The sequence below is a fragment of the Porphyrobacter sp. YT40 genome (genome assembly GCF_006542605.1).
Taxonomy (GTDB): Bacteria; Pseudomonadota; Alphaproteobacteria; order Sphingomonadales; family Sphingomonadaceae; genus Erythrobacter.
Map to the genome: position 1 here is coordinate 2,757,774 of NZ_CP041222.1, position 18,429 is coordinate 2,776,202.

General features: G+C 65.8%; 15 protein-coding genes and 2 tRNA genes. 8 read left to right on the plus strand and 9 right to left on the minus strand.

Annotation, left to right across the window (positions count from 1 at the left end):
• Positions 1-90: 90 nt before the first annotated feature.
• On the minus strand, positions 91-1,083 hold the full coding sequence (gene thyA, locus E2E27_RS12915) for a thymidylate synthase (protein WP_141459761.1): 993 nt from the start codon (positions 1,081-1,083) through the stop codon (positions 91-93).
• A 111-nt stretch (positions 1,084-1,194) separates the two neighbouring features.
• On the opposite strand from thyA, the gene E2E27_RS12920 reads away from it, so the two are divergent.
• Positions 1,195-1,271 (plus strand) — tRNA-Pro (locus tag E2E27_RS12920).
• A 312-nt stretch (positions 1,272-1,583) separates the two neighbouring features.
• Here the strand turns inward: E2E27_RS12920 and E2E27_RS12925 are convergent.
• Together E2E27_RS12925 and E2E27_RS12930 are read right to left on the minus strand one after the other, a co-directional pair.
• Positions 1,584-3,950 carry an EAL domain-containing protein gene (locus tag E2E27_RS12925; protein WP_141459763.1) on the minus strand — a complete coding sequence of 789 codons (2,367 nt, stop codon included), beginning with the start codon at positions 3,948-3,950 and terminating at the stop codon, positions 1,584-1,586.
• 106 nt (positions 3,951-4,056) lie between these two features.
• Positions 4,057-4,512 (minus strand): DUF3429 domain-containing protein, encoded by a 456-nt coding sequence (locus E2E27_RS12930; RefSeq protein ID WP_141459765.1) that lies wholly within the window; start codon positions 4,510-4,512, stop codon positions 4,057-4,059.
• A 77-nt stretch (positions 4,513-4,589) separates the two neighbouring features.
• Here E2E27_RS12930 and E2E27_RS12935 point away from each other — a divergent pair, with 77 nt between their 5' ends.
• From E2E27_RS12935 to E2E27_RS12945, 3 genes are all read left to right on the plus strand, one after another.
• Positions 4,590-5,363, plus strand: coding sequence for an SDR family NAD(P)-dependent oxidoreductase (locus E2E27_RS12935; RefSeq protein ID WP_141459767.1), 774 nt, complete (start codon positions 4,590-4,592; stop codon positions 5,361-5,363).
• A gap of 66 nt (positions 5,364-5,429) precedes the next feature.
• Positions 5,430-6,830, plus strand: coding sequence for an ABC1 kinase family protein (locus E2E27_RS12940; protein WP_181443439.1), 1,401 nt, complete (start codon positions 5,430-5,432; stop codon positions 6,828-6,830).
• Positions 6,831-7,033: 203 nt separating this feature from the next.
• A complete protein-coding gene (locus E2E27_RS12945; RefSeq protein WP_234036051.1) occupies positions 7,034-7,465 on the plus strand; it encodes a low molecular weight protein-tyrosine-phosphatase in 432 nt (143 codons plus the stop codon).
• A gap of 19 nt (positions 7,466-7,484) precedes the next feature.
• Here the strand turns inward: E2E27_RS12945 and E2E27_RS12950 are convergent, their stop codons facing one another.
• A complete protein-coding gene (locus tag E2E27_RS12950) occupies positions 7,485-8,060 on the minus strand; it encodes a hypothetical protein (protein ID WP_141459771.1) in 576 nt (191 codons plus the stop codon).
• Positions 8,061-8,137: 77 nt separating this feature from the next.
• The gene (recG, locus tag E2E27_RS12955; RefSeq protein WP_141459773.1) at positions 8,138-10,213 is read right to left on the minus strand and encodes an ATP-dependent DNA helicase RecG; all 2,076 of its coding nucleotides are present in this window, start codon (positions 10,211-10,213) and stop codon (positions 8,138-8,140) included.
• 72 nt (positions 10,214-10,285) lie between these two features.
• Here recG and E2E27_RS12960 point away from each other — a divergent pair, with 72 nt between their 5' ends.
• Together E2E27_RS12960 and mfd are read left to right on the plus strand one after the other, a co-directional pair.
• The gene (locus E2E27_RS12960; RefSeq protein ID WP_141459775.1) at positions 10,286-10,564 is read left to right on the plus strand and encodes an FAD assembly factor SdhE; all 279 of its coding nucleotides are present in this window, start codon (positions 10,286-10,288) and stop codon (positions 10,562-10,564) included.
• A gap of 161 nt (positions 10,565-10,725) precedes the next feature.
• Positions 10,726-14,226 (plus strand): transcription-repair coupling factor, encoded by a 3,501-nt coding sequence (gene mfd, locus E2E27_RS12965; protein ID WP_141459777.1) that lies wholly within the window; start codon positions 10,726-10,728, stop codon positions 14,224-14,226.
• Here mfd and E2E27_RS12970 read toward each other — a convergent pair.
• Together E2E27_RS12970 and E2E27_RS12975 are read right to left on the minus strand one after the other, a co-directional pair.
• A complete protein-coding gene (locus E2E27_RS12970) occupies positions 14,223-14,999 on the minus strand; it encodes a transglutaminase-like domain-containing protein (protein ID WP_141459779.1) in 777 nt (258 codons plus the stop codon). The genes mfd and E2E27_RS12970 overlap by 4 nt on opposite strands.
• A gap of 103 nt (positions 15,000-15,102) precedes the next feature.
• Positions 15,103-15,936 carry an EAL domain-containing protein gene (locus E2E27_RS12975; RefSeq protein ID WP_141459781.1) on the minus strand — a complete coding sequence of 278 codons (834 nt, stop codon included), beginning with the start codon at positions 15,934-15,936 and terminating at the stop codon, positions 15,103-15,105.
• 144 nt (positions 15,937-16,080) lie between these two features.
• Here E2E27_RS12975 and E2E27_RS12980 point away from each other — a divergent pair, with 144 nt between their 5' ends.
• Positions 16,081-16,875 carry an NAD kinase gene (locus tag E2E27_RS12980; RefSeq protein ID WP_141459783.1) on the plus strand — a complete coding sequence of 265 codons (795 nt, stop codon included), beginning with the start codon at positions 16,081-16,083 and terminating at the stop codon, positions 16,873-16,875.
• 203 nt (positions 16,876-17,078) lie between these two features.
• Positions 17,079-17,153, plus strand: a tRNA-Asn gene (locus tag E2E27_RS12985).
• 4 nt (positions 17,154-17,157) lie between these two features.
• On the opposite strand, the gene E2E27_RS19045 is transcribed toward E2E27_RS12985, so the two are convergent.
• Both E2E27_RS19045 and E2E27_RS12995 read right to left on the minus strand, forming a co-directional pair.
• Positions 17,158-17,421: an energy transducer TonB gene (locus E2E27_RS19045; protein ID WP_234036052.1), complete on the minus strand. Its 264-nt coding sequence runs from the start codon at positions 17,419-17,421 to the stop codon at positions 17,158-17,160.
• 227 nt (positions 17,422-17,648) lie between these two features.
• Positions 17,649-18,404, minus strand: a complete 756-nt coding sequence (locus E2E27_RS12995; RefSeq protein ID WP_141461881.1) for a sulfite exporter TauE/SafE family protein — start codon at positions 18,402-18,404, stop codon at positions 17,649-17,651.
• Between the last annotated feature and the right edge of the window lie 25 nt (positions 18,405-18,429).

The following is an 18,429-nucleotide window of genomic DNA, read 5'->3' on the forward strand; positions in this document are numbered from 1 at the left end:
TCACCCGCGCGCAGCGGGTGCATTCATTGCTTGCATACGTATTTTTATTTCAAGCTGGGCAAGCGGTCAAGGCGGGCAGCTCCCCTGCTCCTAAACCGCAACAGGGGCACTGATCGGAGGCAGCGGGGCGTAATCATGCACCACGAAATCCTCGATCCGGTAGTCGAATATTGTTTCGGGGTGACGCGTGATCTCGAGCCGGGGCTGACCCTGCGGCTGGCGTGACAGCTGTTCCTCGATAAGGTGCGCGTGGTTGAGATAGAGGTGCACATCGCCCCCCATCCACACCAGCTCGCCCGGCTGCATGCCCACCTGCTGCGCGATCATCCGGGTGAGCAGCGCCGCCGACCAGAGGTTGAACGGCAGGCCCAGCGCGACATCGCAGCTGCGCTGATAGAGCAGGCAGTTGAGCCGGGCGCCCCCGTCTTTGGCGCCGCCCTCCCCCGCCACATGGAACTGATAGGTCTTGTGGCACGGCGGCAAGGCCATGCGGTCGAGCTCGGCGACGTTCCAGCCTTCGATGATGTGGCGGCGGCTGCCGGGACTGGTGCGCAGCGATTCGATCACCTGCGCGACCTGGTTGATCCCTTCGCCCTTCTCGTAAAGGCCATCGGGACGGTAACGGTAGGTCGGCCAGCTGGTCCACTGCTTGCCATAGACCGGGCCGAGATCGCCCCAGTTGGCGGCAAATGACTCATCCTCGGCGATTCGCGTGACGAAATCCTCGAGGCTGATCGCATCGCCGGTCTCGCGCACATATTTCGCGTGGGGCCACTCGTTCCAGATCTTCACGCCTTGCAGCACCAGCGGGCGGATATTGGTTTCGCCGGTGAGGAACCAGAGCAATTCGCGCGTCGCGGTCTTCCAGTAGACCCGCTTGGTGGTGAGCAACGGCATCGCGCCCCCACCGAGGTCGAATCGCAGCATCGCCCCGCAGACCGATCGCGTGCCGATCCCGGTGCGGTCGATCCGCTCGCTGCCGGTCTCCCAGATAGTGCGCATCAGGTCGAGATATTGCTGCTCGGGATGCGGGTCGGCCGCGGTGGAGGGAGGATCGGAAAGGGGAATCGCGCTGCTGGCCATGGGCGCGACTATAAGCCGCATTTGCCCGCTTGCCACCCCGCGCATCGCCCCCTATAGGGCGCGCCTTGCCTCGATCCGCAGGGGCATTTGACCCTGTGGAGCCGACACGGTCGGGGAGTAGCTCAGCCTGGTAGAGCACTGTCTTCGGGAGGCAGGGGCCGGAGGTTCGAATCCTCTCTCCCCGACCAATTTCGCTGCGCAATTTGCGGCGGTGCGGCGGCAATGGCCGCAGATCTCTCAATGTGATGATGGTAAAATGGCTCAGACAGGCTGTCTAAGCGCCATGCCGCGTTTGCGGCATCATACCCTCGCGGCCGACTGATGACCCGAAGAAACCGGAGCCCAGAAACCAGAAAGCCCCGGTTTCCCGGGGCTTTCCTTTACCGAAAACCGGAGCGACTTAGGGACGCCCGAAGATCACTACAACCCAGCCCCACATATCAATTCTCCTAATCAGCGCTTTGTGCTGTAGGAGTGTCTTAACACCTTATTAACCTTAATCAACCGTAAATCGCGTTTCTTCCTCCACCCATCATCGCCAGAAGTTCGGGCATGATGATCGCTCGCGAGAACAGGTACCCCTGCGCCTGATCGCAGCCCATCGCCCGCAGCGCAGCCGCGGTTGCGTGGTCTTCCACGCCTTCGGCCACCACAATCTTACCAAGCGAGTGGGCAATCTCGATTGTAGCGCGCACCACGGCGCGGCTTTCATCCGAGCTCGCCATGTGCTGCACGAAGCGCCGATCAATCTTCAGTTCCGAGCTCGGCAGCTTCTCGATATATTCGAGGTTTGACTGCCCAGTGCCGAAATCGTCGATCGACAAGCAGATGCCGCGCGCCTTGAGCGCGGCGATCTGGGGCGCGATCCGGTCGTCCTCGAGCTTGGCCGTCTCGGTCAGTTCGAGCGTGAGGTTTTCAGGCGGGAAATCGAATCGGCCAAGCATCGTCATGATATCGAACAGCAAATGCGTGTCGGACAGGCTCTTGGCCGACATGTTGACCGCCAGTTTGAAACGCGGGTCGAGCGCAATCGCCTGTTTGCCCTCGATCAGCGCGGCTTCCATCACAACCAGCGTCAACTCGTTGATGCGGTCCCCCGCCTCGGCGGCGAGCACCAGGTCGAGCGGATTGACATATTCGCGGCCATCGGGCTGCCAGCGGATCAATGTCTCGGCACCGACGATCCGGCCGGATGCGAGATCGATCTTGGGTTGGTAGGCGACCGAGATGCTGCGTTCGCGCAGCCCCTGTTCGAGCACGCGGATCAGTTCGAGTCGGTTGTTGCGCGCTTCGAGATGGGCGGCATCGTTGATGATGAAGCGCAGGCCCCGCGCTGCAGCTTCATCGGCTGCCTGCATCGCCTTCTTGATTCGCACCGACACCGGCAGATCGTGATTGGTATCGATCCCCAGCGCCGGCGTGCTGTTGGAAGATTGCCACTCGTAGGAGATCGCCGTCTTCAGCATCAGCGCAAGGCCATCGGCATGGCGATCCAGATCATCGGTTTCCATGCGCGGCGCGAGCCAGACCAGAATATCGCGCTCGAACGCCACGTCGCCGACTTCGCTCGGGCCCTTGACGTAGGAAATCAGCGTGTTGACGAAATCCCCGACTTCGCGCGCGGACCAGTCTTCGGAAATTTCCGCCAAGTTGGCGATCTTGAGCGCATAGACATCGCGCTTGTCGTCGGGCTTTTCCGAACTCAGCGCAGATGTCGTCATCGCATCGAAATCGTCGCTGAAATATTTGCGATTGATCCGCTGGAAGCCGATCCCTGCGGCAAGCAGAGCCAGCAGCGCCGGCATGATATCGACGTTGATGTTGAATTCATCTAGCAAGAGCGGTGCTGCCATCAGCCCCAGCGCCACCAGCACCAGCATGCGGCGCGAGCGCGAGCCCGTGAACGCTTGCGCCCCAATTGCCAGCACCGCCAGCGCCATGGCCGGCAGCCAAAAAACATCGATCGGTGCACCGCGCTTGAGGGTATGGGCGCCCATTACGTGGAAAAAGCTGCCCGGCACGTAGCCATTTTGTAGCGGTAGACGGAAAAAGTCGTTCGACTTTTCGTAGGTGTAGCTGATTATAACCGACTTGCCGCGCAAGGCCTCGACCGGAACCTGGCCATTCAAAATATCGACGTAGCGGAAGGTCGGCAACGTCTCGATGTTGAAGGCATAATCAGGACGAAAGTTGGTCTCCCGGCCGGTGTAGTCTGCAAGAGTCGCAGAGATCGAACGATGCAACCTGCCGTCAACTTCGACATAGGTCGGAAAGGACACCGACAACGCAAAAGGTGAGCCGAGGCCGTTCATCGCGGCAAGATCGGCCTCCTGCTGAAATTGGTCGAGTGGCTTCAGATCGGACACATGCTGGACGCCAAAGGTCACGTCGGGCGAAACACCGAGCCAGACCTTGCCCTTGTGACGGCGCAGCATCTCCGCGAAGACCGCGTCAGCTTCATGGCTTTCGGAATCGGCATGGGCGCGGTCGAAGATGACCTTGCGCACACCGCTTTCCAGAAGAATGTCGACCACCTTGCTGTCGCTGATGCGGCCGGGCTCCTCACCCCCGAAGGCGCGCAGGGTCTTGTCGTCGATCTTCACCACCGCGATGTCCTGCGGCATCGGACGCAGGCGCAGGTGCGCACGCACGGCGCGGTACATGTCCTCGGCGGGCAGCGGCAACTCGATCGCGGCCGAGACCACGCCGAACAAAAGCGCCAGTATCGCGACCTTGATGCGCTTGCGCCGCAGCAATCCGCCGCCCGAACCCAATTCGATTTGTGGCTTGAGAACAGGCGCTTCCACGCCTTCCAACCGGAACACGCTGCGCGCCTTTTCGGCAATATTCTTAAACGTTGCGATCATTATGCGCGCGTTCCCGAGGCCAAAGCCAAGCTTGTGCCTAGGCTCTAGTGGTTAATTCATCGCAAACGCCCGCGTGGTGGCGGGCCGAGGCGCGCTGTGGGGGCGGTCAGATCACCCGGTCGGCCATCAGCCCCAGCACGATCGTCAGGCTGCCGAGGCCGAGCGAAAGATGCCAGCGCAGCCGGAGGAAATCGCCCGCTGCGAAGCCCAGCGCGCGGTCGATCAGCGGAGAGGCCAGGATCAACGCGCCCAGATATAGCAGCGCCGGGCCCGGCCATTCCCACCCGAAGCTCCACGGCAGAAACAGCGCCACGGCGAGCAGGCTCGGCAAAACGGCGATGCCATAGGCTCCGGCGCTTGCCCGGCCGCTTTGCAGCGCCTGCCCCCACCACACCCCGCCCAGAAAGCTGAAGATCGCCGCCGCATAGGCGAACCCGCCAGCCAGGGCGGCGTAGCGCCATTCATGGCCGATCAGGATCAGTCCGATGCAGATCATCTGCGGCAACAGCCCGGCATAGCCGAGCGCGCGCGCGGCGGGGGAGAGTCGGTTTTTTCCGTCCATGGCGCCACAAAGCCTGTCACCCGCGCCGGTTCCCGCCGATCTTGCACAGCGGACGGCTTTGCGCCAGTCGATGGGGCATGGATTTGTTCGATCTCACCGGCCGCTCGGCGGTCATCACCGGCGGAAACGGGGGCCTCGGCCTCGCAATGGCGCGCGGGCTCGCCAAGGCGGGAGCGAATATTGCGATCTGGGCGCGCAATGCGGACAAGAACGCCGCTGCCTGCGCGGAACTGCGCGGCCTCGGCAAGGGCGAGGTGATCGCCCTTGCCTGCGACGTCGCCGAGGAAGCCGAGATCGCAGCGGCGCTGAAAGAGACGCTCGCCGCGCTGGGCCGGGTCGACGTGTGCTTCGCCAATGCCGGCATTTCGGGCGCAGGTACGGCCATCCCCGACATCACGGCGCAAGGCTGGGACCACACCCTGGCGATCAACACCCGCGGCGCGGCGCTGGTCTACAAGCACGTCACGCGCCACATGATCGCGCGCGCCGCGGAAGGCGATGCTGGCGGCAAGCTGATCGCGACCTCCTCGGGCCAGTCGATCATGGGCGTCAACCGCTCGTCGGACTATGCCGCCTCCAAGGCCGCGCTCAACGGCCTCACCCGCGCCGCCGCCTTCGAACTCGCGCGCCACCGGATCACCGCCAACGCGCTGCTTTTCGGATATTACGAGACCGACATCACCGCAAAGGCCGACCCGCGCTTTGGCGAGTGGATGGCGAAGCGCATCCCGCTGCGCCGCCCCGGCGATCACGCGGGGCTGGAAGGGCTGGCGGTCTTCTTCGCCTCGCCCCATTCGGATTACATCACCGGGCAATGCCTGCCGGTCGACGGGGGTCTATGCATCAGCTGAACGGCTCCCCATTTCCGCCGGAACAGGCCCCTGCCCCGCTCGTTACGGATGCAAGCCTCTCAGCGAATGGAAAGCCCCTACGTGGCCGATAACGACCAGACCCCCGACTTCACCGACCTGCCCGAAGACCGTGCCCGGCAACGCGCCGTGCCAGCAGGGCGGATCGCGCGCATCGGCACCTTCGGGCGGCTGGTGGGCGGCGTCGCCAGCGGCATGGTGGCAGAGGGCGCGCGCCGCCTCGCCAGTGGTGAAGGCATTTCGGCACGCGACCTGATCCTCACCCCCGGCAATGTCCAGCGCATGACCGACCGGCTCAGCCACCTGCGCGGAGCGGCGATGAAGATGGGGCAGATGATCAGCCTCGACGCGGGCGATTTCCTGCCCGAGGAACTGTCCAGGATCCTCGCCACCTTGCGCGATCAGGCCAATTTCATGCCGACCAGGCAGCTCGACCAGGTGCTGCGCGCCGAGTGGGGGCCTGATTGGCGGAAGGCATTCCGCTGGTTCAACCCCCGCCCCATCGCCGCCGCCAGCATCGGCCAGGTGCACAAGGCACTGACCCGCGACGGCGAGGAACTGGCGATCAAGGTGCAATATCCCGGTGTCGCCAAAAGCATCGACAGCGATGTCGACAACGTGATGACCCTGCTGCGCGTCGCCGGTTTCGCTCCGCCCGAGCTCGAGATGGACAAGCTGATGGCAGCGGCCAAGCAGCAGCTGCACGAAGAGGCCGATTACCAGCGCGAAGGCGCGCAGATGGCGATGTACCGCGAGCGGCTGGCAGACACCCCCGGCTTCGTCGTCCCGCGCCTTCACGAAGGCCTGACCCGCGGCTCGATCCTCGCGATGAGCTTCGAGGAAGGTGTCAGCATCGAGGAACTCGCCAACGAGCCGCCCGAACGCCGCGATGCCGTGTTCGCCAACCTGATCCGGCTGGTGGCGCGCGAACTGTTCGAATTCGGGGTGATGCAGACCGATCCCAACTTCGCCAATTTCCGCTACCGGCGCGAGACGGGCGAAATCGTGCTGCTCGATTTCGGGGCTTGCCGCCCGGTCGATCCGGCGGTCTCCAACGGCTATCGCAAAATGCTCGAAGCGGGGCTCAGAGGCAATGCCGAGGAAGTGCTCAAGGCCACGATCGAAGCGGGCTTCATGATGCCGATCGTCGCCGAAAAGCACCCTGAGCGGGTGAATCGGATGATCGACATCGTCATCAATGAAATGCGCGAAGATGCCCCCTTCGATTTCGGCGACCGCGCCTTTATCCCGCTGCTGCGCGAGGAAGGCTATGCCATCGCGCAGGACAAGGACACCTGGGCCTTCCCGCCGATCGAGACGCTGTTCGTGCAGCGCAAGGTTTCGGGCACGGCGCTGCTCGGCGCGCGATTGAAGGCCAAGGTCAATATCCGACGCATCACCGAGGAGGTGCTGGCGAGCACGGCCCCGCTGCCGCTCGCTGCGGCGTGATCCCCGCAGCCGCGCGCCCCCGCGCTCGCGTCAACCGCAGGTTAACCAATCCCGTCTCGAATGTCGGCATGTTTTGCGTAAAACCAAAGCGATAGGCTGTGGACATGCCTGATTATCTGGGTTAACGCGCGCCCATGCATGGGGGGATTGAGCACAGCATTGGGGTGCTGTTCGTGTGTCTCGGCAATATTTGCCGGTCACCGATGGCCGAAGGCGCATTTCGCGCCGCCGCGCAGACGCGCGCGCTGACCTGTGCGCTCGATTCGGCTGGCACCGCCTCCTATCATCGCGGCAGCCCGCCCGACCCGCGCGCGATTGCGGTCGCCCAGCGCCACGGAATCGACATTGCCGGCCAAGCCGCGCGGCAGGTCGAGCGGGACGATTTCTACCGCTTCAGCCATATCATCGCGATGGACCGTGCCAATCTTGAAGAGCTGCGCACCCGCGCCCCGCGGGATGCCACCGCGCGCCTTGCGATGCTGATGGATGCGGTCGAAGGCGAGCGCGGGCAGCCGGTAGCCGATCCCTATTATGGTGACGATGCCGCCTTCGAAGCCGCCTGGCAGCATATCAACCGCGGGGTCGATGGCTGGGTCGAAAAGCTGCTGCGCGAAGTGGCCCAGCAATCAGCCTGATATTTCTGGCAGCGGGGGCTTACAGCCCCTTGCGACCGAAACCGCCGGCCCGCGCACGCTCGGGCGCTGCCGAGGGCGCGCCCTGCTCGTGCCAGCCCGCCGGAGCGGCGCCTGCATGCGGGGTGGGCGCACGGCGCGGCAGCGGGAAGGGCTCCGACGAGGGCCGCGATGCGCCATCGGCGATCAGATCGGCCACGCCCTCGCACCCGCCGAAACGCCCTTCGAGCCAGCGCTCGGCGAACTTGATCTTGCCGCCTTGGCCCTCATGCGGCTCGATCACCAGCGAACGGGTGGTGACGCCGTTGACCTTCTGAGTCTCGACCATGATCGAGGCGATCTGGTCCATGCGCAGACGGCGGGTGGACACGATCCCGTGAAATTCGATGCCGCCCGCGCCGACGGACAGCACCTTGTTGTCGAGCAGGTAGCGCGCGAACCACACCAGCATGTAGGCGAAACAGGCCGCAGTGATGCCGCCCGCGAACATGGCCTTGAGCCCGTCCAGCGTGAGGAGCCACATGCCGAGCCAGAACAGGCCGGCGCTTCCGATCAGGCCGAAACCGAGCTTCACTCGCGAAAAATAGACATCCGACACGCTGCTGACCCCCTTCTGCACTGCTTGGGAAGTCTAGGCCGAAGGTTGCAAATATCCGCTTAACCGCGAAATTTTTTTCACCCGCCGCGCAACAACTGCACCCCCCAGTCGCGTTCGAACAGATAGAGCAGGATGCGCGCCGCCTCGCCGCGCGGGCTGGTGAGGCCGCCATCACGCTCCATCAGCAGCCGCGCATCGGCATGGGCGGTTTCGAGCAAGCGCTGGGTCTGTTCCAGATCGGCGATCCGGAACCCCGCCTCGCCCGATTGCCGCGTGCCGAGCAATTCGCCCCCGCCGCGCAGGGCGAGGTCTTCCTCGGCGATCCGGAACCCGTCCTGCGTCTCGCGCATCAGGGCAAGCCGCGCCTTCCCTGTCTCGGACAGCTGGTCGCCGCGCAGCAGCACGCAGCGGCTCTTGAGCGAGCCGCGCCCCACCCGCCCGCGCAGCTGGTGCAATTGCGCGAGCCCGAAGCGCTCGGCCTGTTCGATCACCATCAGCGTCGCATTCGGCACATCGACCCCGACTTCGATCACCGTGGTCGCGATCAGCAGCCGCGCATCGCCGGTCACGAAGCGCTCCATCGCGGCGTCCTTCATCTCGGGGCGCAGCTGTCCGTGGACGAGCACAACCGCATCGCCGAAGCGCTCTTTCAGCGCCGCATAGCGCGCCTCGGCAGCGGCGATGTCAGCGAGATCGGGCACCCCGTCCACTTCGCGCACCATCGGGCACACCCAATAGGCCTGTTGCCCGCTCGCGAGGTGGCGTTCGACCCCGGCGACCATTTCCTCCATCCGCGCCTGCGGGAACACCAGCGTCTCGATCGCCTGCCGTCCGGGCGGCAATTCGTCGAGGCGGCTCACATCCATCTCGCCATATTGCGCCAGCGTCAGCGAGCGCGGGATCGGTGTGGCGGTCATGGCAAGGGTATGCGGCGCGCGGCGGCCTTTCGCGGCAAGCGCAAGCCGCTGGGCGACGCCGAAGCGGTGCTGCTCGTCGATCACCACAAGGCCAAGGTCGCGGTAGTTCACCGTATCCTGAAAGATCGCATGCGTGCCGACCAAAAGCTGAATCGAGCCATCGAGCAGCCCCATCAGGATCGACTCGCGCTCGCGCCCCTTGGCGCGGCCCGTCAGCAGCGCGATCTCGACACCGGTCGGGGCAAGCATCTTCCGCAGCGTCTCGAAGTGCTGGCGCGCGAGGATTTCCGTCGGCGCGAGCAGCGCGGCCTGCTTGCCCGCTTCGACCGCGATCAGCATCGCGTTCAAGGCCACCACGGTCTTGCCCGCGCCGACATCGCCTTGCAGCAGGCGCAGCATCGGCGCCTCCTGCGCCATGTCGCCCTCGATCTCGGCGATCGAGCGGGCCTGCGCGCCGGTGAGCGCGAACGGCAGTTGCAGCCGCGCGCGCAGGGCCCCGTCGCCCACCAGCGCCGCGCCGCGCCGCCGCCGCCCTTCCGCCTTCACCAGCAGCAACGCGAGCGAGTTCGCCAGCAATTCGTCATAGGCCAGCCGGTCGCGCGCCTTGGGCTCGGTGCCTTCATGCGCCAGCCTGAGCGCTGCCGCCCATGTCGGCCATCCCGCCCGCTCCAACTGCCCCGGCTCGATCCATTCGGGCAGGTCCGGCAGGCGGGCGAGTGCCTGCTCGACGAAATCCGCGATCCGCGGCTGGGTGAGCCCTTCGGACAGGCGATAGACCGGCTCGCTGAGGCGGCCCATGTGCGCGGCGCTGGCTTCCTCGATGTGATCGGGATGGACGATCTGGAGCATGTCGCCATAGCGATCGAGCCGCCCGGCAACCCAGCGCGTCTCGCCCACCGGCACTAGCTTCTTCGCGCTGTAGGCGGCCCTGCCGAACCAGGTGAGCGAACACACGTTGCCCTTGGCGTCCTGCGCCAGCACCCGGTAGGGCCCGCGACTGCCGGCGCGGGGTGCGCGGTGTTCGATCGCGGTGAGCGCGATGATCACCTGCTCGCCCTCGGAGGCCGAATCGAGATCGGCCACCGCCCGGCGGCTGACGAAGCGTTCGGGCAGGTGATAGGCGAGATCCTTCACCCGCGTCAGGCCGAGCTTCTCGAGCGGCTTCATCAGCTTCGGCCCGACACCTTCGAGCGTCTGGACTTCGGCGAACAGCGGATTGAGAGCCTCGGGGCGCATGTTGCTTTCGCTACCACCGGGTTTGCATGTTTGCGAGTTGAAGCGGCGGGAAGCTGTGGCTAGGTGAGCGGCATGACCGAAACGCCCTCTTTCGAACAGCGCCTGGCCCGCGCGAAGTTCCGCGCCTGGCACCGTGGCACACGCGAGGCCGATTACATGATCGGCGGGTTCTACGATCGCTATCACGCCCACTGGGGCGAGGCGGAGCTGGCGTGGTTCGAGGCGCTGCTGGACGAGGACGATGTCGACGTGATGGCCTTCGCACTCGGCTCCCAAGCCGCGCCCGAGCATCTGGCGGGCGATCTGCTGGTGGCGATGCAGAAGCTCGATTACGTCGACATTCCGCGCTGAAATACGGCCCGTTCGACAAGCGGCACAGGCAGGGGTAAAGCCCGGAACAAATCCGGTGCCCCCGCGGTTTCGCTTGGGCACCCTCCCTCTATGCGACCCCCTCCTCGAAATGAGGTGGGGGTGTTCCTGCGTTGCCCCTGCGGCACAAGTGAAGTGAACCGATGCCCGACTTGAACCGCATCCTTGCGGCCCGCGATCCGCTGACACTCGCCTCGCTGCCGCGCGGGAGCCTGCCGCTGGTGCTCGCCGATCTCGCCCGCGCCGCGAAACGCCGCGCGGTGTTCATCGCGCCCGACGATGCGGCGATGCGCGCCGCCGCCGAGGCAGCGCGCTTCTTCGCGCCGGAGGTGGAGGTCATCGCCTTCCCCGCGTGGGACTGCCTGCCCTACGACCGCGCCAGCCCCGCCCTGTCGATCAGTGCCGAGCGGCTGGCGGCGCTCCACAAGTTGCAGCAACCGGGCGCAGCGCAGCAATTGCTGGTGACGACGGTCAACGCCGTGCTCCAGCGCGTGCTCACCCCGTTCAGGGTGCGCGAATCCGTGCGTGAATTCCGGGTCGGCACGCAGATCGGGCATGAAAGCCTCGCCGCTTTGCTTGTGCGGCAGGGCTATGGCCGCACCGACACGGTGATCGACCACGGCGAGTTCGCTGTGCGTGGCTCCATCGTCGACATCTTTCCCTCTTCGCTGGAAAGCGGGCTAAGGCTCGATTTCTTCGGCGACGAGCTGGAAAGCCTGCGCCTGTTCGACCCCGCCACCCAGCGCACGGTGGAGCGGATCGACAGCCACCTGCTGCTCCCCGCCTCCGAAGCGCTGCTCGACGATGCCAGCATCAAGCGCTTCCGCACCCGCTACCGTGAGCTGTTCGGCGCCAATGCCACGCAGGACCCGCTTTACGAGGCGGTGTCCGACGGGCGGAGATTGGCGGGCATGGAACACTGGCTCCCGCTGTTCGAGGACAAGCTGGCGAGCCTGTTCGATCATCTCGGCAAGGACGATGTCGTCGTCATCGACCAGAGCGCTCTGGGCGCTGCCGAGGAGCGGCTGACCGACATTCGCGATTACCACGAGCAGCGCGGCCGGATCGCGGGCGAGAAGAAGGGCAGCTACCGCCCGCTCGCACCCGATGCGCTTTACCTTTCGCGCGACGAGTTCGACGCGGCGCTTGCCGCCCAGCCTGCCCACCGCGCGACCGGCTTCGTCTCGGAAGAGGGCGCGGGCGTAATCGACTTCGGCTTCCGCTCGGCCCGCGACTTCGCGCCCGAACGCGGACGCGGCGAGAACGTCTACGAAGCCGCCGCCGCACACCTCAAATCGGTCGGCAAGTCATCGCGCAAATCGCTGGTCGCGGCATACTCCAACGGCAGCGCGCGCCGCATCGCCGCGATCATCGACGAGGCCGGCGCGCCGACCGCCATCGCCGATAGCTGGCAGCAGGCCCTCGGCCTTGCGGCGAAGAAGACCACCGCCGTGGTCGTTCTCCCGCTCGAAACCGGCTTCGCCAGCGACAGCATGGAGCTGCTGACCGAAGCCGATATCCTCGGCGACCGGCTGGTGCGGCGTAAGAAGAGGCGCAAGGATTCCGACGCCTTCCTCGCCGAATTGCAGGCGCTGTCGCGCGGCGATCTGGTGGTGCATATCGAGCACGGGATCGGGCGCTATCTCGGGCTCGAACCGATCCCGGTGGGCAAGAGCCAGCACGATTGCGTCGCGCTGGAATATGCGGGCGGCGACAAGCTGTTCATACCCGTAGAGAATATCGACGTCCTTACCCGCTATGGTTCGTCCGAACAGGCGGTCGCGCTCGACCGGCTGGGCGGCGAGGCGTGGCAGCGCCGCCGTGCGAAGCTGAAGGAGCGGATCACCGCCATCGCGGGCGAATTGATGCAGGTCGCCGCTGCGCGTGCGCTGAAGCAGGCTCCTGCCCTGCCCGCCGACCCGCAAACGCTCGGCCAGTTCACCGACCGCTTCCCCTGGTCGGAAACCGAGGATCAGGAACGCGCCATCGCCGATGTGCTCTCCGATCTCGAGAGCGGGCGACCGATGGACCGGCTGGTGTGCGGAGATGTCGGCTTCGGCAAGACCGAGGTCGCCCTGCGCGCCGCCTTCGTTGCGGCGATGAACGGCCAACAGGTCGCCATCGTCGCGCCCACCACACTGCTCGCGCGGCAGCACTACCAGAACTTTGCCGAACGCTTTGCGGGCTTCCCGCTCAAGGTCGGTCGCCTGTCCCGCCTCGTCTCGTCCAAGGAGGCCGCCGAGACGCGCGAAGGGCTGGAGAGCGGCGATATCGACCTCGTGGTCGGCACCCATGCGATCCTGTCGAAATCGACCAAGTTCAAGAACCTTGGCCTCGTGATCGTCGACGAGGAACAGCGCTTCGGGGTGACCCACAAGGAGAAGCTCAAGCAGCTGCGCGCCGACGTTCACGTCCTTACCCTCACTGCCACCCCGATCCCGCGCACCTTGCAAATGGCGATGAGCGGGCTGCGCGAGCTTTCGACCATCCAGACGCCTCCGGTCGATCGCCTCGCGGTGCGCACCTATGTGATGGAGTGGGACGACATGGTGATCCGCGAGGCCCTGCTGCGCGAACATCACCGCGGCGGGCAGAGTTTCATTGTCGTCCCGCGCATCTCGGACATGGCCGATGTCGAGGAATGGTTGCGCGAGAACGTGCCCGAGATCAAATCGGTCTCCGCCCACGGCCAGATGAGCCCCGGCGAGGTCGAGGAGCGCATGGGCGCTTTCTACGACCGCAAGTATGACGTGCTGCTCTCGACCACCATCGTCGAAAGCGGGCTCGACATCCCGAGCGCCAACACCATCATCATCCACCGCGCCGATCGTTTCGGCCTTGCCCAGCTCTATCAGCTGCGCGGGCGTGTGGGGCGGGCCAAGCTGCGCGCCTATGCCTATCTGACGCACGAGAAGGACGTTGCCCTGTCCGAGGTCGCGCAGAAGCGATTGAAGGTCTTGGGCGATCTCGACAGCCTTGGCGCGGGCTTCCAGCTGGCGAGCCACGATCTCGACATTCGCGGCGCGGGCAATCTGCTCGGCGACGAGCAGTCGGGCCATATCCGCGAGGTCGGCTTCGAGCTCTATCAGGCGATGCTGGAGGAGGCGATCCTTGCCGCCAAGGCGGGCGACATGGGCCTCGAACGCCCGCGCGACAAGCTGACCCCGCAGATTACGGTCGATGCGCCGATCATGATCCCCGAGGATTACGTGCCCGATCTCGCGGTGCGCATGGCGCTCTACCGCCGTCTCAACCAGGCCGAAGGGCAGAACGAGATCGAAAGTCTCGCCGCCGAGATGATCGACCGCTTCGGCGACCTGCCGCAGCCGACGAAGAACCTCATTCGCCTGATCGAGATCAAGCATCAGGCGGTGCAGGCCTGCATCGCCAAGATCGATGTCGGCGCGCGCGGCACGCTGGTCACCTTCCACAATGACGACTTCCCCGATCCCGCCGGACTGATCGCCTATGTCGCGCGCCTCAACGAAGGCGGCAAGGACACCGCCAAGCTGCGCCCCGACATGAAGCTGGTGATAAACCGCGCGTGGAGCGATCCGCTGAGCCGCCTCAACGGGCTGTTCCAGCTGACCAAGGGGCTGAGCGGGATCGTGCGGAAGGCCGCGAAGGCCAGGAAGGCGGCCTAGACTTCGCGCACCATGACGCTCTGCCCGTTCATTTCCAGCGGGCCGAAGGCGGTGAGGAAGGCGACGTCGCCGATGTCGCGGCCGATGCCGATCACGGCGATGTCCGCCGCGCTCGCCATGTCGGTCGCATCGACCAGATGCCACGCGCCGCCGAGAAACACCTCGGCCACCGCGTGAAAATCGGGCGGCGTGACGCCGGGTGCATAGACGCTGGCGATCCGCGCGGGGATGTCGGCGGCGCGGGCGAGCGTGATGACGAGGTGCGCGTAGTCGCGGCAGATGCCCTGCCGTGCGACGAAGGTATCGACCGCGGTGGTGTTCGCATCGCTCGATCCGGGCACGTAGCTCAGATGCGCCGCGACCCAGTCGCGCATCGCGGCGACCTTGGCCCCGCCCTCGATGGTGCCGAATTCCTCTTCGACGAAGGTCGCCAGTTGGTTCGACTGGCAATAGCGCGACGGCAGCAGATAGGGCACCGCCTCGCCCGGCAGAAGGTGCGGCGCGATGACCGGCAGGCTGGCGAGATCGGCTGCCCGGCGCGTAAGGGCGACGCGCGCGCTGTAATCGACAATCAGATCACCCTCGGCGCGAAGCCAGATCCGCTCGCCGATCCCGTCCTGAGCAGGCACTCTGGAGAAATGGGATGCTGCGGGAGCGGCGATATGCGCTTCCAGCACCGCCTGCCCGGGCAGCCGCGCCGCTTCGATCTGCACCAGCACGTCGCAGGGCTGCTCGAAGGTATAATCGAGCTGCACCTGAATTTCGAGATTCATGCGCTTGGTTCCAATGCCGGATGAGAGAGCCTTGCGGAGATGCGGCCACTGCCAGCACAAGTGATGCCGGGCGTGATTGTTTCAACCCCGCCCCGAAGTTCCCCTACCCGTGCCCCATGCCCCGCGCGGTGCGGGCCAGCGCGACCACGCGCGCGCTCGGCATCGGCTGGGCGCGCAGAAAGCCTTGCCAGTAGTCGCAGCCTTCCGCGGTGATCGCGGCGCGCTGAATCTCGTCCTCGATCCCTTCGGCATAGACTGCAAGGCCCAGCGCCTTGGCGAGCGCGACGATCGCCCGTAGCACCGCGAGCGCGGTGGCATCGGCAGGCACGCCCTCGACCATCGCCTTGTCGAGCTTCAGCGCATCCAGCGGCAGTTCGCGCAGGTAGCGGAAATTGCAGAACCCGGCGCCGAAATCGTCGAGCGCGGTGCGGAAGCCGAGGCCGCGCAGCGCCTTCAGCGCACTTGCCGCCTGGGCGAGATTGCGCAGCAGCAGATCCTCGGTGATCTCCAGCATCAGTCGTTGCGGGGCGATGTCGGAGCGCCCGATCACGGCGGCGAAATCGGCGGCGAAGCGCGGGTCGCCCAGTTCCTCTGGGGTGATGTTGAGCGACAGAGTCAGCCCCTCGGGCCAGGTCGCGGCATCCTCCAGCGCGCGCGCGACCACGTGGCGCGAGAGCGGTGCGACCAGCGCCGCCCGCTCGGCAATTGCGAAGAGATCACGCGCGCCGATCTCGCCGAGCGTCGGATGCTGCCAGCGCGCCAGCGCTTCGGCCCCTGTCACCGCGCCGCTGGCGCAGGCGAATTGCGGCTGGAACAGCACCTCGATCTCGCGCCGGTCGAGCGCACGCAGCAGATCGCTTTCGAGCACGCCGGGGCTCACCCCCGGAAAGCGCCCTCGCGCGATCGGCCCTCGCAAGGATGTGCGGCCCTGTTCCATCAAGCTCCCTCTGCGTGTCCCCCTTAACTCTTGAACCCGCGCCTGCCTCGCATCAATTGCAATCCGAGCCGATATGGCACATCAGGGCAACCGCCTAGCACAGAGCCGGGGATAAGCGGCGGCCGGCCGGGCAGAGGGGAACCAATGGCGAGCAATGGCACCACCTACGAGCGGCTCGCGCTGCTGGCCTCGGACACCGAGCGGGCGCAGGAGGCGCGCGACGCGCTGCTCGATCAGGGCGACTGGGTGCCGCTGGGCGAGGCCGATGCGGCGGTCGTGCTGGGCGGCGATGGCTACATGCTCCAGGTGCTCCACGCGATGCTCGATGCGGGCCGCGTGGTCCCGGCCTATGGGATGAACCTCGGCACGGTTGGCTTCCTGATGAACCGCTATGACAAGCGCGCTGCAATTGCCGCCAAGGTCAACAAGGCGCGCCGCTGGACGATTGCGCCCTTGCGGGTCGAGGCCGTGACGCAGGATGGCGAGACCCATGTGCTGAACGCGATCAACGAGCTCTCGCTGCTGCGCGAAACGCGCCAGACCGCCAAGATCGAAGTCACCGTGGGCGACCGCGTGCGTATCCGCGAACTGGTATGCGATGGGGTGCTGGTGGCGACGCCCGCGGGTTCGACGGCCTACAATCTTTCGGCTCAGGGCCCGATCCTGCCGCTCGATTCGAAGATGCTCGCGCTCACCCCGATCAGCCCCTTCCGCCCGCGGCGCTGGCGGGGGGCGATCCTGCCCGACCGCATGAAGATCATCCTGCGCGTCCTCGACCCGGCCAAGCGCCCGGTCGCCGCCGTGGCCGACCAGAAGGAACTGCGCGACATCGCCGAAGTGCGCCTCCAGATCGCGCACGACAACGATCTCACCCTGCTGTTCGACCCGGGCCAGAGCCTCGAGGAGCGAATCGTCGCGGAGCAGTTCGTCACGGCGTAATGTGTTTCGCACGCCATCCGGCGCGCGATCCTCGCTCCTGCGACCTGAAGGTCGCGTCGCTGCGGGCGCGCGGTCGCGCTTGCGGTCGCGGTGCGACCGGTGTTGGGCCACCATGAAACCTTGCGCAAAACCCTCTTGCAATCCGAAACCGCCCCCCATATAGGCGCGCTTCCGCTCTTCCTTAGACCGCTTGGAAGAGTTGCTCCCCGATAGCTCAGCGGTAGAGTAGGTGACTGTTAATCACTTGGCCGTAGGTTCGAATCCTACTCGGGGAGCCATTTTCTACTCCTGATCTAGCGAATATGTGATCTTGGTCGAAAACTCGGCCGCGATCGGATTGCCCTGGGCGTCGAGGGCGGGATCAAAGCGCGCATAGCGCTTCATGCCCGCACAAGCGGCGGTATCGAGGATCTCGTGCCCGCTCGATCTGATAACCTTGCAACCTTTCGGCCGGCCATCGGCGCTCACCGATACTGTGACACCGACTGTTCCCTCCTGCCCACGGAACTGGGCATCGGCAGGATAAGCCGCGATGATCATGGCCATCCATCTTTCTTCATATCGCGTTGCCAGCGCTCTTGACCGGTCCGCTGCGCCAGCGCTGGCCGATGGCGTAGAAGGCACCTCAGGCGGTACCTGAGCGCCGGGGTTTGTCTGGGCCCAACCTGCCGACACGGCTCCGAAAAGAAAGCCGCAACCCGCCAGCCATATCGCCATCCGCATCATTTGCCCTCTCGCTGCGCGTTGCAACGCTATCATCAAAGAATGGTCGCTCACACCCCGGCGAGCAACCGCACGCCCACCACCAGCACCAGCAGCGCGGTCAGCCAGCGGATCCATTTAGGCGGCAGCAGACGCGCCGCCATCAGGCTTCCCGCCTGCCCGCCGATCACCACCGCGACCAGCAGCGGCAGCGCCGCGCCGATCGCCACGCCGAACAGGCCGGGCCCGTGCTTGAGCATCTGACCGGCAAGGCCGAACAGCGAATTGACGAGGATGAACAGGCTCGCCGTCGCCGCAATCCCTCGCGGCTCGTGCCAGCGGGCCAGGTGCAGCAAGGGCGCGAGGAAGATCCCTCCCCCGATCCCCACCAGCCCGGCGAAATAGCCCAGCGGCGCGGCGGCGAGCGGCATCCAGCGCGCCGCGCGGGTCGGCGTGCCGTCTGCATTCTCCCGCACCGGGATCAGCATGGTGAGCGCGGTCAGCACCAGGCTCCCCCCCAGCAGTGTGAGGAAGGTCGCCTCCCTGATCGGCGTGAGTCCCCCGGCAAAGCTCGCCGGAGCGCCCAGCGCGACGATCAGCAGTGCCTTCTTCCACGGCGTCACACCCGCGCGGGCGAAGCGGATGCTTCCGCCGGTCACCACCACGATATTGCAGGCGAGGCTGACCAGCGGCAGCAGCCGGTAGTCGAGCCCCGACAGCGCCAGCAGCGCCGAATAGGTCGATCCGCCGCCGAAGCCGACGCTGGCATAGAGCAGCGCCGTCACTCCGAAGGCGAGCGCGAGCAGCACCGGCACCGCCCCGATCATCATCGCCGCCTATTCCCCGGCGCCC

Excerpts from the sequence above, each read along its gene's own strand:
- E2E27_RS12960 (WP_141459775.1), top strand. The coding sequence starts at position 10,286 with ATGACCGAAACGCCCTCTTTCGAACAGCGCCTGGCCCGCGCGAAGTTC.
- E2E27_RS12940 (WP_181443439.1), top strand. The coding sequence starts at position 5,430 with ATGGAAAGCCCCTACGTGGCCGATAACGACCAGACCCCCGACTTCACC.
- E2E27_RS12935 (WP_141459767.1), top strand. The coding sequence starts at position 4,590 with ATGGATTTGTTCGATCTCACCGGCCGCTCGGCGGTCATCACCGGCGGA.
- E2E27_RS12925 (WP_141459763.1), bottom strand. The coding sequence starts at position 3,950 with ATGATCGCAACGTTTAAGAATATTGCCGAAAAGGCGCGCAGCGTGTTC.
- mfd (WP_141459777.1), top strand. The coding sequence starts at position 10,726 with ATGCCCGACTTGAACCGCATCCTTGCGGCCCGCGATCCGCTGACACTC.
- E2E27_RS12970 (WP_141459779.1), bottom strand. The coding sequence starts at position 14,999 with ATGAATCTCGAAATTCAGGTGCAGCTCGATTATACCTTCGAGCAGCCC.
- recG (WP_141459773.1), bottom strand. The coding sequence starts at position 10,213 with ATGCGCCCCGAGGCTCTCAATCCGCTGTTCGCCGAAGTCCAGACGCTC.
- E2E27_RS12930 (WP_141459765.1), bottom strand. The coding sequence starts at position 4,512 with ATGGACGGAAAAAACCGACTCTCCCCCGCCGCGCGCGCGCTCGGCTAT.
- E2E27_RS19045 (WP_234036052.1), bottom strand. The coding sequence starts at position 17,421 with ATGGCCATGATCATCGCGGCTTATCCTGCCGATGCCCAGTTCCGTGGG.
- thyA (WP_141459761.1), bottom strand. The coding sequence starts at position 1,083 with ATGGCCAGCAGCGCGATTCCCCTTTCCGATCCTCCCTCCACCGCGGCC.
- E2E27_RS12975 (WP_141459781.1), bottom strand. The coding sequence starts at position 15,936 with ATGGAACAGGGCCGCACATCCTTGCGAGGGCCGATCGCGCGAGGGCGC.
- E2E27_RS12945 (WP_234036051.1), top strand. The coding sequence starts at position 7,034 with ATGGCCGAAGGCGCATTTCGCGCCGCCGCGCAGACGCGCGCGCTGACC.
- E2E27_RS12980 (WP_141459783.1), top strand. The coding sequence starts at position 16,081 with ATGGCGAGCAATGGCACCACCTACGAGCGGCTCGCGCTGCTGGCCTCG.
- E2E27_RS12995 (WP_141461881.1), bottom strand. The coding sequence starts at position 18,404 with ATGATCGGGGCGGTGCCGGTGCTGCTCGCGCTCGCCTTCGGAGTGACG.